This window comes from Methanofastidiosum sp. (assembly GCA_035362715.1).
Taxonomy (GTDB): domain Archaea; phylum Methanobacteriota_B; class Thermococci; order Methanofastidiosales; family Methanofastidiosaceae; genus Methanofastidiosum.
This window is the reverse complement of record DAOSDU010000006.1, coordinates 14076-30381: the sequence shown is the minus strand read 5'-3', so window position 1 is coordinate 30381 and position 16306 is coordinate 14076. Positions and strand designations below refer to the sequence as shown.

The following is a 16306-nucleotide window of genomic DNA, read 5'->3' as shown; positions in this document are numbered from 1 at the left end:
TCCACCTTAGAATGGAATTATACCATGTTTTTTCTTGGGTAGTACTTCTCTCTTTGACTGGTATACCCTAAGTGAATTGATTAGTATCGTTCTTAGATTTTTTGGGTCAACTACATCATCAACATAGCCACGTGCAGCTGCCATGTAGGGATTTGCAAATTTCTGTTTGTAGTCTTCGCTTAGTTCATCTGTTTTCTTTGTAGGATTAGAGGCTTCAGATATCTCTTTTCTAAAGACTATTTCACATGCGCCTTTTGGCCCCATAACTGCAATCTCTGCTGTTGGCAGCGCATAAACTGCATCAGCCCGTAGATGTTTTGAAGCCATAGCTATATATGCCCCCCCGTAAGCTTTTCTCACAATAACTGTAATTAAAGGAACAGTAGCTTCAGAGTACGCATATAATAGCTTTGCACCGTGTCTTATAATTCCGCCATGCTCTTGGTCTAATCCCGGCATATAACCTGGTGTGTCAACAAAAGTCAGTATTGGAATGTTAAAAGCATCACAGAATCTGATAAATCTTGATGCTTTGTCAGAGGAGTTAATATCTAAAACTCCAGCAATATGGCTTGGATTGTTTGCGACTATGCCCACGACTTTTCCGTCAAGTCTCCCAAATCCAACTAGGATATTTGGTGCATAGAGAGGATGAATTTCATAGAATTCATTGTTATCAAGAACTGCTTTAACAATTTGACTTGCATGATAACCTTTGTTTGAATCTTCTGGTATAATCGAATAAAGCTCAGGAGTCTCCCTCAATGGGTCATCTGTTGGTGCAATTGATGGAGGGTCTTCCATGTTGTTTGAAGGCAAATAACTGAAGAGATTTCTAATAAGATTTAAGGTATCCTCGTCATTTTTTCCAACCCTATGTGCCATTCCGCTTTTAGTCTCGTGGACATGAGGCCCACCAAGTTCTTCAAAGGTCACATCCTGATGCAACACAGTTTTTACAACTTGAGGCCCAGTTATGAACATATAACTTGTAACATCGGTCATGAAGACAAAATCCCCTATTGCCGGAGAATAAACGGCACCACCAGCACAAGGCCCCATAATAGCTGTTATCTGAGGTATAACTCCAGAAGATATTGTGTTCCTGTAGAAAATATCCCCATACCCCTTCAGGGAATCAACACCTTCTTGTATCCTTGCGCCTCCGGAATCATTTATACCGATCACAGGAGCTCCAACCTTCATAGCCTGATCCATTAGATAGCTTATCTTGAAAGCATGTGCTTCTCCCAAGGAACCTCCCATAACTGTGAAGTCTTGGGAAAAGACATATACGAGTCTCCCTTCGATTGTACCGAAACCCGTAATGACGCCATCTCCAGGTATATCCGTTTTGTCTAGACCGAAATCAACTGCTCTATGTTTCATCAGTCCATTTATTTCAACAAAGCTGTTCTTGTCAAGGAGTATGTCAAGCCTTTCTCTTGCATTAAGTTTACCCTTTGCATGTTGAGATTCAAGCTTTTCCTTTCCTCCTCCCATCTTTAACTTGTCTTTCTTTTCTTTTAGCTCTTTTAGCATACCTTCAATGGCCATAAAATTACCACCGTTCGCCTTATCTTTTGATTTAGGCGGCACTGCTTCAATACTTAATAGAACTGTTTAAAAACTTTGTGGTAATCCAAATATTCGGGCTTTTAATTGACTTTTATTGGTATTTTTGTATGGCATATTGGACATTTGTCATCAATTAGGCTATTTTTCACGCCATAAGTTCTTTTGACAACTACGTTCTTGCAGTTAGGACAAAAAGTATCATTATTTGAAGCCACATTTCCAAGATAAACATATTTTAGTTTCTTTACAGCTATTTCTTTTGCCTTATAGAGCGTCTCAACTGGTGTAGATTTTATCTCCATTTTGTACATCGGCCTGTAAGCAGAAAAGTGTAAAGGGATCTCATCGCTCAACTCTGAAACAAAATCAACAAGTTTTATTATATCTTCATCTGAATCATTTAAAGTCGGAATCAATAAATTTGTTATTTCGATATGAGTTTCTCTAAATGCAGTTTTAATTGTTTCTAGTACTGGCCGGAGCCTTGCTCCGCAAATCTTTTGGTAAAACTCCTCAGAAAATGCTTTGAGATCTATATTCATTGCGTCAATATATGGTAAAGCCTCCTTTAGTGGCTTTGGATTTATGAACCCGTTTGTAACCCATACATTTTTGATACAATTTTCTGTTGCTATTTTTGAAGTATCCATTAGATATTCGTAGAATATTGTTGGCTCTGTGTATGTATAAGAGATAGATTTACACCCATGCATCTTTGCTAGCTCAACTATTTTCTCTGGCTTTAGAAAATGGTAAGCTATATCGTCAGGCGTTGATTGAGAAAGATCAAAGTTCTGGCAGTTCTGACAGAATAGATTACACCCCGGCGTTCCAAAGGAGAGAGAATATGAACCAGGGTAGAAATGATAAAGAGGCTTTTTCTCTATCGGATCTACATGGAAATACAGTTTTTCTGAGTCACTCTCTCCATAAACAAGAGTTCTTAGTTTTCCATCTAGATTTATTCTTGCCCTGCATTTGCCCCTCTCATTTGGAGATATAAGGCATACATGCGGACACAATAGGCATCTCATGTCCTCCTTTTCTTTTCTGTAAAAGAGTGCCTCTCTCATGCTAAAAATATTGATTTAATACTATTTTAATTTATCTAAAAAAAAGAGAAATTATTTTTTAGAGGATTTTACCTTTTCTAGAGCTTCTTTGAAGTCTTCTTTAGTTACAAACTCAGTCTTGTCAAGGCCTTTTCTTATGGCGTTTAGACCAGCTTCCCTGGTAAGAGATTTTATATCGGCACCTGTAAATCCTTCAGTTGGTTGGACTAGCTCATTAATATCAACGTCCTTTAGTGGCATTCCCTTGGTGTGGATCTTCAGTATATCAAGTCTTGATTCCTTGTCAGGCAATGGTATTTCGACTATCACATCAAATCTCCCAGGCCTAAGAAGGGCCTCATCTAAAATGTCTGGTCTGTTTGTCGCCGCGATGACTATTACTCTCTCCAAGGATTCAACGCCATCCATCTCTGTCAATAATTGATTTACCATTCTTTCAGTTACCTTTGCACCAGTCTCTTGGCCTCTTTTGGGCGCAATTGAATCAATCTCATCAAAGAATATTATAGAAGGGGCTACTTGCCGGGCCTTGCTGAATATTTTCCTGATACCTTTTTCACTCTCACCAACCCATTTTGAGATTAGCTCAGGACCCCTAATTGCTATGAAGTTTGCCTCGCTTTCTGTTGCAACAGCCTTTGCAAGAAGAGTCTTCCCACATCCAGGTGGCCCATAAAGGAGGATACCTTTAGGACCTTCAACGTTTATCTTTTTGAATACATCGGGATATTTTAGTGGCCACTCCACAGCTTCCTGTAATCTTTGTTTTACTTCTTTTAATCCCCCTATATCACTCCATTTTACAGTTGGAACTTCAACTAAGGCTTCCCTCATTGCAGATGGCTCTACTTCTAAAAAAGCTAAATCGAAATCATTCTTTGTTACTTCAAGCTTGTTTAGAATTTCTGGGGAAATTTCAATATCTCCTCCGCTGAGATCTGGGAGAACTCTTCTAATCGCCTTCATCCCCGCCTCTTTACACAAGGCCTCAAGGTCCGCTCCGCTGTAACCGTGTGTTTTTGATGCATAATACGATATATTCACATCCTCAGTTATCGGCATGCCCCTTGTATGAACCTGAAGTATCTCTTTTCTGTCATTTATATCCGGAACACCAATTTCGATTTCTCTGTCAAATCTTCCAGGTCTCCTCAATGCAGGGTCAATTGTTTCTGGCAAGTTTGTAGCTGCTATCACCACTACCTTGCCTCTTGTCTTTAGCCCGTCCATTAGTGTCAGAAGCTGAGAAACTACCCTTCTTTCGACTTCCCCTTTTGACTCTTCCCTTTTTGGGGCAATTGCATCGATCTCATCTATGAATATTATGGCCGGAGAGTTTTCTCCTGCATCTTCAAAGACCTTCCTAAGGTTCTCCTCAGATTCACCATAGTATTTACTCATTATTTCTGGGCCGTTAATAGAGGTGAAATAAGCGTTGATCTCATTTGCAAGTGCCTTTGCAAGGAGAGTTTTACCTGTTCCAGGAGGTCCATACAGTAAAACTCCCTTGGGAGGATCTATACCGAGTTTTGAGAAAACTTCCGGATGCTTCATGGGCATCTCAATCATTTCTCTAATCTTTTGGATCTCATCCCTAAGTCCACCTATATCTTCATAAGTTACATCAGGCATTTTTGATATCTCAGATTCTGACACAGGTTTAGGTGAAATTGTTATTTTAGTTGATGGAATTATCTTTAGGATACCTCTTGGATTTGTTTTTGTCACGACAAATGGAAGGCTCCTATTAAAGATTTCAAATACAAAAACGTTATTTTGAACGATTGGGATATCAGAGAATTTTTCTTTGAAATATGATGAAAGGTCTCCTGAAAACTGCATATCGGCCTGCATAGGAGCAAGAGTAATTGCCTTTGCTTCCTTAACTTCTGCTCTTGAAATGCTGACTCTATCCCCAAGCAATGCTCCAGAGTTCTTCCTGAGTATGCTGTCCATTCTAACTATTCCGGAACCCTCAACATTATCTGGCAGGGCCTTTGCAGCTGTTATTTTCTCGCCTTTTATCTTTACAATCTCGCCATAATTTAGGTACATCTTTCTCATTGCATCGGGGTCAATCCTTACAATACCTTTACCCACATCGAGCTTTTCTGCGCTCCCTACAACAAGTTCTATTTCATTAATTTCTTTCACTTTAAAACACTCCATAATATATTAACATTAAGTTAACTTAATATAAAGTGAAAGTAATCCTTTATAAATTTTACGGTTAAAAATAATAAAATTGGCTATCTAGAAAAAATAAAGAGACTATCCATCGTAATCTTCAAGCTTTTTGGCAAAATCATTACTGTTATAAGATTTGGGTCTATCATCTACTTCAAACGATGAAACGTCATTATCTAAGCGGGCCGGCCTTTTTCTATTAATGGCATTTTTAACATAATCATCATGATCATTTTCCCTTATTTCAAAAAGGTCACTTTCATTAAAGACCCTGCTTTCAATTTCTTCTATCTCTTTGTATATCTCATCAAGATTACGTTTGATTCGCCTGATAGAATCCTTCAAAGTTTCAACTTCATAGCTGCCTTTCTTCTTGTCCTCATCGAAAAGGAAGTTCATAAAGCCACCAATTAAATTTTTAAAATTCAATTTAAATATATATTGCTAGTCACTGGAAAACTATTTAATATGCCTTAACATAATTGTTTAAATGAAAAAAGGCCTATCCTATCTTGATATTGCAGCTTTATCAGTCATTTTATTTCATACTGTTCTTTTAATCTTAAATATTGAAAATCTCCCTGCTGACCAGAAAGATTGGTCGTACCACCTGATGATTGCTAGGATGTTTGTCGAACACAAAACTTTCTTATGGGATTACTATGAGTTCGCACCCATAGGGAGACCTCACCTTTATCCTCCATTTCTTCATTTGCTATTTGCAGCCACAAATATCTTAGGTATGGGATGGGTAACAATCCAGAAGTTTTACGGGATTCTTATCTACCCAGTTTCGCTTCTTTCAACATTCTTTGTTTCAAGGGATCTTTTTGGAAAGAAAGTCGGATTATTGTCGGTAGTGATTCTTTCAGCTTCCTACAATTACTGGTGGTGGCAGATTTCAATAGCACCGACTTCTCTAATATTTGCACTCTTTCCTTTGGCAATGTGGGCAGTATATCGAAAAAAGACAATTCTTTCAATAGCCTTACTTTCAATATTTTTATGGACGCATTTTTCTTCATTTTTAGTGGTTCTTGCAATAGGTATATTTGGAGTATTGAAACGAGACTACCTGAAGTATTCCTTAAAGATAATAATAATATCCTTAATCACTTTTAGTCCATGGGCAGTCCATGTATTGTTGAATCGTGACTGGATTCACGGAAACTGGTCATCCTTTGCAAATATGCCTACAATTGGTATTGTAACTATACTGTTTGCGATTTTGGGTGTGTACTTCCTTGCAAAAAGAAGAGATACAAAAGACATACTACTCCTGGCAACAGTTCCTTCAACACTCCTTATAGGGGCGTTGTATGGATTTAGGTTCTTTATGCATGCCCCAGTGATACTTGCAATCATAATGGCCGTAGGTGCTTATGAGACTTCAAAAAGAATAGATAAGAATGCATTCTATGTATTTTTAATAGCTTTTTTGGTAATTTCTTACACAGGGGAGCCCACACTTAGATTAAGATCAATCGGGCCAACTATGGCAGGCGCCCCACCACCACAGCTAAAATATGGCCCAAATCCAGTTGGCGAAGCAGGACCCATGCAGGGAGTTGCCCCAGTTGTCATTCAATCAACACCTCTAAAAGAAAATTTGAATGCATTGATGGGCATTAAGCTACGTACGCTCAAAATAAGCCCTTACGTTTCTGAGAATGCCTTTAATCTTTACAATTTCATAAAAAATAATACAGACCAAGACGAAATAATTCATGTTCAGGGTGGGCCAATAGCAACCTGTATATCCCTCTTCACTGATAGGAGAACTGACAATGGTATGTGGAGGGAAGTTACAAATGAAGATATGGGCAAATCGCCTCCAGCCGGTGCAAATTATGGTGTAATGGAAATAGGTGATAGGCAGAGAATTAATTTTCCCAAAGACATGATTATAGAAACATTTGGCCAGTTCATAGTCTACGATGCCACTAAGATGGAACAGATAATATTACCACAAGATCAACCTAGATTGCCTCAAATATTAACAGAAGTTTCTACTCAAATAAGAAAAGCTTCAATATCTTTAGACACTGACAGGGAATTAACAATGAAACTTCTCTTGGATGTCTCTGATAAACTTAATCAATTATCAAAAGGAGCACCTGACGAAAAAGGGAAGAAGATACTTGAAAGGTCATCTATTATCTTGAGAAATAAATCTCAGAAAATTTCCTATGCCGAAGGCCAAGAAATGACAAGAGTAAAAGAAGAACTAATGGCAATGGCCCAGTTATATGAGAGAGGAGACATTGGAGGGGCTCTAATAATATTAGAGAAAATATGACTACATCCATCCTTTTCTCTTAAAATAATAAACCATCGAAAGACCAATAGCAAGCATCAGCAAAAGTATAGAATAATATCCGTAAGGTGACTTTAACTCAGGCATAACATCAAAGTTCATCCCATATATACCGGTAATTAGGGTCAGAGGCATCATTATTGTCGCAATTATGGTCAAAACCTTCATTATCTCGTTTAATTTGTTCGAGGTATAAGATAAATAAGTGTCTTGTATTCCAATTAAGGAATCCCTCATCGAATCAAGGGAATCGAAGATACTTATGATGCTATCATAGTTGTCTCTGAAATAGATTTTAGTTTCATCTGAAATAAACATGGATTCTTTTCTTAATAGGCCTAATAGCTCTTCTCTTTCTGAAACAACTATTCTTTTGAAAAGAGAAACATCCCTCTTAAGTGTAATAACTTTCATTATGCACTCTTTATCTCCGCCATTAAACAGTTCATCTTCTGTTTCTTCTATTACAATATCAAGTCTATCCAGAACCAAAAAGTAGGAGTCTATGATCCTATCCATTATAATATGCAATAGAAAGTCAGGTCCTTTGTTCAGTATTTTTGAGAGAGCCTTCTTATCATTTTTTATTTTTTCTAAAATCTTGATCTCTTTTCTCATGTCTTTTGTTATAATGTAATTATCACTTATTACAACATCATACTCATACTTGTTAATCTTTGTATCCATGAAAACATTATAGAATACAATGAAATTATAGTCATCAAAAACTTCTATCTTGACCCTTGTCCCTTCATCACTTAAGTCTTCTACAGTCACAGGGTGTAAATCGAAGAGATCACCAAGATAGGATATCTCTGCATTTGTTGAATCAATTAGGTCAATCCATAATCTTGTGCCCTTTTCAACTAACTCTTTTAGCCTCTCAGGAGATGCTATTTCCCTCTGTATTTCTCCTTCAAGATAAAATACCTCAAACATTATTTTACAATAAGAACATGATATTTAAATTAGTTATTCTTTAAAGCTCACCTTCAAGCTTCAAAACAATCCTTCTAAAAATTCCCTTTAGGGTATATATCTCGCGCTGTGTATTAAACCCTCTCGTTAAAACGTGCTTGAAGACTGTCATAGCGTTATCTCTTCTGTATTCTCGCTCCTCAACATGCGCCAATATCTTTTTGAAATCCTCCATCAATAGATTCTTTTCAATTATTTCCTTTCCTTCAAGAGGATTTATTTTAATAGAGCATTTGGATTTGAATATTTCATAGAGTATTATTGAAAGAGCATGTGAAACATTCATCGTCGGATACCTTTTATCGGTGGGGATTGTAGTCATTGTATCGCACATCTCAACTTCTTGATTTCTAAGGCCACTGCTTTCCCTGCCCAGCACTATTCCCACTTTAAAATCAGAGGGTATCTTCTTGGCCAGACTCTCAACAGGGGTATAATTCCTCAAGACTCCGCCGCTTGTATTTACGCTTGTTGCAACAGATACGTCAACATATTTTAGAGCCTCTTCCAGACTTCCTACAATTATGGCAGATTTCAAAATATCTTCTGCATGGACCGCTAATTTGTACGCCTCATCGTCAATCTCAACTGGATTGACTAGAATAAGGTCATAGAAACCGAAATTTTTCATAACCCTCGCAACGCTGCCAATATTTCCCGAGGTTTCCGGCTCTACAAAAATTATATAAAACATCAAGAGAAGAAAATATTAGGATAAAGATAAAGTTTTGGGTGCATCAATGGAAATATCTCTGGGAGTTGACATAATCTCCCGTGACCCAAGAATTTATGCAATGGTCATACTTTCGAGGGAAGAAAACAGATTTTTGACTGTTTTGAAGGAAAGCGGGCCAAAGCTTAAACTTTTGAAACTAATAAAAAATTACTCTCCCACTTACATGGGAATCGATTCTACCGAAGAATTCTCTAAAAATGATTTAGAGAAACTTTCAAAGTATGTTTCAATAGTTCAAGTTACTGGAAAGTTTAATGACTTTACTTCTCTCCCGGCGCTTGCAAAAAGATACAGGATAAATCTAAATCCAAAAAATCCTTTTGATGAGGCATACGCACTTGCGAGATTGCCCTTCGAAGGAGTCGGCTACAAATTAAAGCTTTATGAAGATGAAACTGAGATACTTGTTTCAAGCGGCAGGAGTCTTGGGAGAGGGGGCTACTCACAAGGCAGATACCAGCGAAGGACTTTTGCCCTTATCAAATACAAGGTCAGAGACATCGAGAAGGAACTTAAAAACGAAGGATTTAATTTTGACCTTGAGGTAGTTGAGCGGGAAGGGGGATTTTCAAAAGGCACCTTCAAAGTATACTCTAACTTTGAAAATATCCCCATCAAAAGCAGCAGAGGCGATATAAGGATAGATGTTAGGCCACTTAAAAAAAGCTCCATTGAATACGAACCATTTGAAAAGAAGGTTGAAGTATCAAACATCAAAGACAGGTATGTCATTGTCGGGGTTGATCCAGGAACAACAGTTGGCCTTTCAGTACTAGATCTTGAAGGAAATGTGCTTGCTATCACCTCTAAAAGAAGTTTTTCAATGTCAGATGTCAAGGAAGAGATAAGAAAGTACGGCTATCCCCTAATATTCGGATCTGATGTAAATCCGCCTTCTGGGTATATTGAAAAGTTGAGTACCTCGTTTGATTCTATTCTTTATGTGCCTTCTCTATCGATCCCCGTCAAAGAAAAAAATGAGCTGTCAAAGGATCAAGAAGCAACGAACGCCCACGAGAGGGATGCTCTCTCAGCAGCATTAAAGGCTTATCTACACTATAAGAATAAGTTTACGCAGATAAAATCAAAAATACCCCAAGAGCTATCGCCTTACAGCTCTAGGATAATAGGCGAAGTCATTAAGGGCATGCCAATAAAAGAAGCCTTTGACAAAGTCAAAGAAGATTTGCTGAAAAAAGAAGACGAGATAAAAATTGAGCAGAAAAATCCTGACGAAGTAATTCTAGAACAGTCAAAAATAATCGAAAATTACAAAGATAAGCAGACCTTATTGAAAAAGGATTTTGAAAAACTTCAGTTGGAAAGCTTTGACATGAAAAGGAAACTTCAAGAGAAAGATTCAACAATTATATCCCTTGAAAGAAAACTTTTCGATATCCTGGACAGGCAAAAAAAAGAAGCTTTGAAGGACAATGTAATAAAAACTAAGAATTTTGAGATAACTTCACTTAGAAAAAGTGTCGATATCCTAAAAAGCAAAGTAAATTTGCTCACTGAGGAAAACAAAAGGCTAAAAGAATTAAAGCCGCTAATGGAATCTGAGGACATAATCATCGGTAAGGTTTTACCTGTTTTTTCTATCGACGGCATTAAAAATCTTGTAAAAAATCAGGATCTTACCGAAGGCGATGTAGTTTTTTTAAAAGACGCCACAGGTGGAGGGGCAGAAGCTTCCAAGATGCTATCTGAGATAAAAGTCAAAGCTGTTCTAATATTGGGTAAGATATCGCATCAGGCTCAAGAAGAGCTAATCGATATTGAAATACCGATAATCGATTCGAAAGATATAAAAATGGAGGTAATTTCGAAGTTCGTTATAATAGACAAAGAAAGCTTTGATTTAGTCTATAAAAAAGAAAAAAAACTATTAATGGCTCTTAAAAAAGAAAGAGAGTCAAATAAACTTCTTAAAATAATTAAAGATTATAAAGAACAAAGAAAATCAGATTATAAGGCCTAATTAGAGACTTTTATTGTACCAATAGCTATATAAATGTTACGGTTGCTTTAAATAATATGGAAAAAACTGAGACGAAGAAAGTTCATGCTTGCCCTGAATGTGGGAGTCATAAACTTATTCGGGACTATTCTAGAGCTGAAGTTACTTGTGATGAATGCGGTCTTGTAATTTCTGAAGATATCATCGACACAGGTCCTGAATGGAGAGCTTTTGACCATGAGCAAGGAGAGAAAAGAGGTAGAGTAGGGGCCCCTATGACCTACACTATCCATGATAAGGGTCTTTCCACCATGATTGACTGGAAAAACAAGGATATCCACGGAAGGGATATCAGCGCAGGTAGGAGAGCCCAGATATATAGAATGAGGAAATGGCATAAACGAATTAAAGTTGCAGATGCCAAAGATAGAAATTTAGCTTTCGCTTTAACAGAACTTGATAGACTCTCTTCTCACTTGCACCTACCAAGAAACATTAGAGAAGGTGCAGCAATGGTTTACCGAAAAGCCGTTGACAAGAGGCTTATTAGAGGTAGATCAATAGAATCAGTAACATCCGCATGTATTTACATAGCGTGCCGTGAATATAAAGTTCCAAGAACTTTGGATGAGATTGTAGAACATTCCAGAGTAGATAAAAAAGAAATTGGCAGAAGCTACAGGTTTATCACAAGAGAATTAGAGATAAAACTTTATCCAACAAGCCCAGTGGATTATATCCCAAGATTTGCCACTGAGTTAGGGCTTTCAGGAAAGGTCCAAAGAAAAGCACAGGATATATTAGAAGGCGCAATAAAGGTTGGTCTTACATCAGGAAGGGGGCCAACAGGAGTCTGTGCAGCAGCAATCTATCTTGCAGCCATAATGGAGGGTGAAAGAAGGACCCAGAAGGCTGTTTCAGAGGTAGCAAAGGTCACAGAAGTGACAGTTAGGAACCGATACAAAGAAATTATAGAGAAATTGGGTATTGATGTTAAGATTTAAAACATAAATCTTTATATATTGGTAACTACACTGTGTGTATGCGCTGGCGATAATATATGAATGATGATGATTTGGATATTTTTTGGAGGCTGAAGCGCCTAGAGGAGAAGAAAAGGCTAATTCAAGAGCGATTCACAGATAAAACAGAGCCTTTACATCGTGTTGCTTCTAAAAAAACAGCAAGTAATGACCGTGCATCAAGCTATACCATACCAGAAATTCGTTCTAATACCTTTTATCAAGCCTACAAAGAAAAGCATGACAGGGTTTTAAGAAGACGTACCGAGCCTGAGCCAGTTAAGCCAGCCAACGAGGAAATTAATAAAGTAATTCAAATCGAAAAGCAAAGAACGACGAATATTGACAATAAAATAAGAAAGAACTTTACTTTGAAACCAGACATCAACTGGTTTAAAGTTTCAGTTGTTCTATCTCTTTTACTTTCCGTTGTTTTAGTAACTTCTTTTTCACTCTACGGTGCCAATAGGCAAATCGATACTAATTTAGGCTCAAAAGAGTCATACATTTTTGAGCTTGAAAAACAGGCTCAAGCACTTTTGAAGGAGAATGCAACCCTAAAAGAGCTAAACGACAGTTTAAACAAGAGAAACGATATGTTAAGGGATCAGTTAGTCGATGCAAGAAACTCTATGTATAAGCTTCAGAGCACCTATCAAAATCAGCTGATAAACGAGGAGTATGCCTTGTTTTTAGCTTTGGAATTTGTCAATAATCAGGCAAGTAAGAACTTACCAGTCGAGTGTGGAACAATAAACCCCGAACTAGTACGGGTATATTATGAAAAGGCAACTATCGAAAAAGTTAATAAAACTTTTAAAATAAATATGCCTGCAGACCTGAAATACCAATCAGTTACAAGATATGTTTGCTATATAGAAATGGACGAGTCAGGAAATATAGTCCACTGGAACTGGCAGAGACCTTCTTAACAAGCATCTGGTATTATTTCAAAATCTGAATCTCCATATTTCAGATCTTTTAATTCTTCTTTTGTCAATGATTCCTTCCTAGCCTTATCCGAGGCAATAGCGCTGTAACCCAACGGATCTTCTAGGATTATGCAGACAGTTTCCCGTCCTTCTATCAGCTTATTTATCCTGTCAATTAATTCCTTACCGTTCTTTTTCTCTTCGTCTTCCCCCATCTTCATTCCCATGCCGATAACTTTTGATATCCTGGAAAGTAGGCCTTCTACATTGCTGATATACCCTTCAGATAAGGGACCAGGTTCAACTGTGACCCCGAGTTCAGGAATTCTAATGGTGCAGGTGCTAGATTTGACAATTCTTATGCTTGCATCACAGGCAGATTCAACGTTTAAAGAGTATCTTGACGGTTCTTTATTCTCTATTGGCATAATATCTGCCCTTCTATAACCGCAGTTACTACAAAGAATAGTAAAATCTAGAACTTCCCCAAAATAAGGGATAGAAATAATAGTATTGGTTACTCTGAGCGATTTTCTATTGCACGAAGGGCAATAATCGCATTCTACATTCTCATTGCTCATGTGATCTTACAATCTTGACAGATGCAGGGGCTATTAAAATCTTTCGCTCACTAATACCAGCAATATCCCCGCCAATACCTCTTAGGATACCTTTGATCTGGTCAACGGCTCTCTTAAGTTCAAGCGGTTCCCTCTCTGCCAAAAGACCGATATCAACTATCAGGATGTGTCCCTCTGAGAGCTGTTTAGAAATATCTCTTATATCCCCAAGCCCTCTGAGCTTCAAAGATTTTACATAAACGACCCCATAGTCCATGAAATCGTTTCTTTTTAGAACTTCTTCTTCATATGGAATTGATTCTACTTCTCTAATAGCCCTTGGAGACTCTGACCTTTCGCCTTCAGCCCATGATTCATCTTCCGTAATTTCCTCATCTTGATAATACTCATCAGGGTAGTAGTTTTCATCGTACTCACCGTAGTCTTGACTATCATCCCTACCAAACAGTTTATTGAGTCTTCTCATAACATCATCTCCTTATGGAGCCCATATTAATCATTAATACTAAAGCTAACTATTAATATGTAACTAACCCTTTTTATAGTTTTCGCTTACAACAGCAGTTAAAAAAGTTTAACTATTGTTAAACAATAGTTATTATCTATTTTTTTTCTAATTTTTTTGATTGTGTGTACGCACACTTCCCGCATACAAATCTGTCCTTGTGGTCAGCCATAAATGTGCCAGGGCCGCACCTTGGGCAGTAAGGGTTCTTTTTAATTACTTTGTCTCCCTCTACACTGTACATGGATGGCATTAATTTTCCTCCTTTTCCACAATCAAGCCGTTTCTTTTCAATATATGTTTCTGCTCGACTCTCATTAGGATTTTTGGGTCGCTGTACACGTATATCTTAGCAATAGATTCTTCCTTTCCATATCCAGTTTCAATGGATCTAACTACAAAGGAATCCATTTTAAAGCTCTTTAAAGCAGACAACTTGTCCCTAACTTCTGATACCTTAGGAGTTCCACCATCATGAATTACTTTAACTTCTAATTCTTTCCTGTTGAATAGTGGGTTCTCTCTCTCGTTTACGATCGTTAATTCCATAGATCTCCCTCCATCTCATTTAAATAATCTGATATTTCCTTTTTTTTCTGTTCTGTTACTTCAATAATCACAATTCCCCTATCGGGCTGACCATAAAGTACAACTGTATCCCCATCTCCGTGGAGAACAGCAGGCATAACTGCCAAATCTTCTTCTCCCTCTACCAATATTTTTTTAAACCTTTTGGTTTTGTCCTTAAAAAATCTCTCAATAGCCACCCAAAGCTCTCCTGTAATCTCAGACTGAGGATTTTCAACTGTAACTGTGTTATCACACTCAATACAATCGTCTATTTCGGCCCTCAAGTTCCTTCCATCAACAATTACGAGTTCCGGGTAAACCCCATGGTCAATAAGATTTTGAGAAACAACATCCCCAACGGATATTACCCTCTTATTCTGTATCACAGGCAAAAGTCTCTCCATAACGGATTCAACATCACCTTCAATAAGAAGTCCCATAGGAGATTTTAGTTTTAATCTGAGATCTTCTGTGAGAACAAGAGCCATCTCTTTACTTCATCCCCTAACCTTAAGGGCATAGGCGCCAGGGACATTGACTCCAATGGCCTTGGCTATCTTTGATCTTTCAGGATCAATTATTACGACAATGCCGCTCCAGTTGTCAGTAGTTTTGTCATCCTTGCACACTGGGCACATGCTTTCATATAGAATTCTCTGGCATTTTTGGCATGCTACCTTCATTTTATCCCTCTTTCTTTTCCTCTGCTATCCATTCATACTTTCCTAGGTAAGGCTGTCTCATAGTGAGCCCAATCTTTGCAGAACCCCTCTTAAGAGAAAGTGTTACAATCCTGCCTCTTATCTTGTCACCTGCTTTTAGGGCCCTTCCGCTTTCCTTACCGGAAAGAGTATTATTTTTCTTATCGTAATTTATGAAGTCGTTTGTAAGCTGGGATACGTGGACAAGCCCATCTATAGGCCCAAGCCTTACAAATGCGCCGAACTCAGTTATTTCCTCAACTTCCCCTTCAACAACTTCATAGAGTTTTGGAAGATAAATTAACGCCTCAAACACTGTGTCATAATAGGCGCTGCCATCACCAGGCACTATCTTTCCATCCCCTATTTCAATGATATTGTGGATAGCAAGGATAAATCCAAGGTCTTTATCCCAGGTCCCTTCATACTGTCCCTGAAGGATTTCAGCTATGGACTGGCTAAGTTCTCCACCAAATTTGTTGGGTGGAACCCTTGCAGTATCCCTAATTTGTATAACTTTAAACATAATATGGCCACCTTAGAATATATGGTGAAATTGGTCCAAGTATATTTAAGTGTTTCTAAAAGCTTTTAACATCTGAAATCCTAATTATTTCATGATTTCTGCCACTCTCGTTGAAAATAGGATTATAATTGACGACTCTGACGCCATAAGCAAGATTCACAGAAAAAGAGGATTTGGGGATCTTATAGATAATAAGCTATACTTGACTATTGTCGAGGGTATATACCTTTCTGAAAGAGGGATGATAAAGGTAATTTCTGATGACAAAGAGATAGATTTTGAAGAACTCTTAAAGTTTGGGAGCGTTGAGCAGAATATACTTGCCAAATACATTGTCTTTAAGGACCTAAAAGAGAAAGGGTATCACGTAAAAACAGCCTTCAAATATGGGTGCGCCTTCCGTGTTTATAGGGGCTCTATAGAGGAGGAGCATGCCGATTATATAATAGATGTTTTTATGGAAGGAGAAAAGATAGACGCCAATATACTTGCAGCGCATGTTAGGATAGCGCATTCTGTTAAGAAAGACATGGTTTTTGCTTTTGTCGACACAGATAATGATATTACCTATTATCTTGTGAAAAGAATGACATTTTAACCAAAAATTTTAAAACGTAAACACCAAAAACCCATCAAGGTG

At 37.7% G+C, this 16306-nt stretch carries 18 protein-coding genes; 5 read left to right on the top strand and 13 right to left on the bottom strand.

Translation table 11 applies throughout. The features are described from left to right. Positions 1–6: 6 nt before the first annotated feature. The 4 genes from PLI06_05195 to PLI06_05180 form a co-directional block, all read right to left on the bottom strand. The gene (locus PLI06_05195; protein HOI76992.1) at positions 7–1557 is read right to left on the bottom strand and encodes a carboxyl transferase domain-containing protein; all 1551 of its coding nucleotides are present in this window, start codon (positions 1555–1557) and stop codon (positions 7–9) included. A gap of 101 nt (positions 1558–1658) precedes the next feature. Next, positions 1659–2651: an AmmeMemoRadiSam system radical SAM enzyme gene (amrS, locus tag PLI06_05190; protein HOI76991.1), complete on the bottom strand. Its 993-nt coding sequence runs from the start codon at positions 2649–2651 to the stop codon at positions 1659–1661. Positions 2652–2702: 51 nt separating this feature from the next. Continuing rightward, positions 2703–4805: a CDC48 family AAA ATPase gene (locus tag PLI06_05185; protein ID HOI76990.1), complete on the bottom strand. Its 2103-nt coding sequence runs from the start codon at positions 4803–4805 to the stop codon at positions 2703–2705. A 117-nt stretch (positions 4806–4922) separates the two neighbouring features. After that, a complete protein-coding gene (locus PLI06_05180) occupies positions 4923–5237 on the bottom strand; it encodes a hypothetical protein (protein HOI76989.1) in 315 nt (104 codons plus the stop codon). A 91-nt stretch (positions 5238–5328) separates the two neighbouring features. Between PLI06_05180 and PLI06_05175 the strand changes: the two genes are divergently transcribed. Continuing rightward, on the top strand, positions 5329–7137 hold the full coding sequence (locus tag PLI06_05175; GenBank protein HOI76988.1) for a hypothetical protein: 1809 nt from the start codon (positions 5329–5331) through the stop codon (positions 7135–7137). Here PLI06_05175 and corA read toward each other — a convergent pair whose 3' ends face one another. Together corA and PLI06_05165 are read right to left on the bottom strand one after the other, a co-directional pair. Further along, on the bottom strand, positions 7138–8094 hold the full coding sequence (gene corA, locus PLI06_05170) for a magnesium/cobalt transporter CorA (GenBank protein ID HOI76987.1): 957 nt from the start codon (positions 8092–8094) through the stop codon (positions 7138–7140). A gap of 40 nt (positions 8095–8134) precedes the next feature. Then, the gene (locus tag PLI06_05165; GenBank protein HOI76986.1) at positions 8135–8827 is read right to left on the bottom strand and encodes an RNA methyltransferase; all 693 of its coding nucleotides are present in this window, start codon (positions 8825–8827) and stop codon (positions 8135–8137) included. A gap of 46 nt (positions 8828–8873) precedes the next feature. On the opposite strand from PLI06_05165, the gene PLI06_05160 reads away from it, so the two are divergent. From PLI06_05160 to PLI06_05150, 3 genes are read left to right on the top strand one after another with little or no spacing between them, the layout of a single operon-like run. Then, complete coding sequence (locus tag PLI06_05160) at positions 8874–10850, top strand: DUF460 domain-containing protein (GenBank protein HOI76985.1); 1977 nt, start codon at positions 8874–8876, stop codon at positions 10848–10850. Positions 10851–10906: 56 nt separating this feature from the next. After that, the gene (locus PLI06_05155; protein HOI76984.1) at positions 10907–11833 is read left to right on the top strand and encodes a transcription initiation factor IIB; all 927 of its coding nucleotides are present in this window, start codon (positions 10907–10909) and stop codon (positions 11831–11833) included. A 56-nt stretch (positions 11834–11889) separates the two neighbouring features. Further along, positions 11890–12783 carry a hypothetical protein gene (locus PLI06_05150; protein ID HOI76983.1) on the top strand — a complete coding sequence of 298 codons (894 nt, stop codon included), beginning with the start codon at positions 11890–11892 and terminating at the stop codon, positions 12781–12783. Here the strand turns inward: PLI06_05150 and PLI06_05145 are convergent. The 7 genes from PLI06_05145 to PLI06_05115 all read right to left on the bottom strand — a co-directional run bounded on the left by PLI06_05145 (position 12780) and on the right by PLI06_05115 (position 15666). Next, complete coding sequence (locus PLI06_05145) at positions 12780–13364, bottom strand: ZPR1 zinc finger domain-containing protein (protein HOI76982.1); 585 nt, start codon at positions 13362–13364, stop codon at positions 12780–12782. The two genes, PLI06_05150 and PLI06_05145, sit on opposite strands and share 4 nt — an antisense overlap. Next, positions 13354–13830, bottom strand: coding sequence for a cell division protein SepF (gene sepF / locus PLI06_05140; protein ID HOI76981.1), 477 nt, complete (start codon positions 13828–13830; stop codon positions 13354–13356). The genes PLI06_05145 and sepF overlap by 11 nt, the downstream gene beginning before the upstream one ends. 136 nt (positions 13831–13966) lie before the next feature. Next, positions 13967–14122 carry a 30S ribosomal protein S27ae gene (locus PLI06_05135; GenBank protein HOI76980.1) on the bottom strand — a complete coding sequence of 52 codons (156 nt, stop codon included), beginning with the start codon at positions 14120–14122 and terminating at the stop codon, positions 13967–13969. Next, entirely contained in the window at positions 14122–14418 is a 297-nt protein-coding gene (gene rps24e, locus PLI06_05130) for a 30S ribosomal protein S24e (protein HOI76979.1), read from the bottom strand. Before rps24e ends, PLI06_05135 begins: the two co-directional genes overlap by 1 nt. Beyond that, complete coding sequence (locus PLI06_05125; GenBank protein HOI76978.1) at positions 14409–14927, bottom strand: DUF359 domain-containing protein; 519 nt, start codon at positions 14925–14927, stop codon at positions 14409–14411. The genes rps24e and PLI06_05125 overlap by 10 nt, the downstream gene beginning before the upstream one ends. 9 nt (positions 14928–14936) lie before the next feature. Then, positions 14937–15122, bottom strand: a complete 186-nt coding sequence (gene spt4, locus PLI06_05120; protein ID HOI76977.1) for a transcription elongation factor subunit Spt4 — start codon at positions 15120–15122, stop codon at positions 14937–14939. Position 15123: 1 nt separating this feature from the next. Beyond that, a complete protein-coding gene (locus PLI06_05115) occupies positions 15124–15666 on the bottom strand; it encodes a DNA-directed RNA polymerase (protein ID HOI76976.1) in 543 nt (180 codons plus the stop codon). 91 nt (positions 15667–15757) lie between these two features. Between PLI06_05115 and endA the strand changes: the two genes are divergently transcribed. Further along, complete coding sequence (gene endA, locus PLI06_05110; protein ID HOI76975.1) at positions 15758–16264, top strand: tRNA-intron lyase; 507 nt, start codon at positions 15758–15760, stop codon at positions 16262–16264. Positions 16265–16306: the final 42 nt, after the last annotated feature.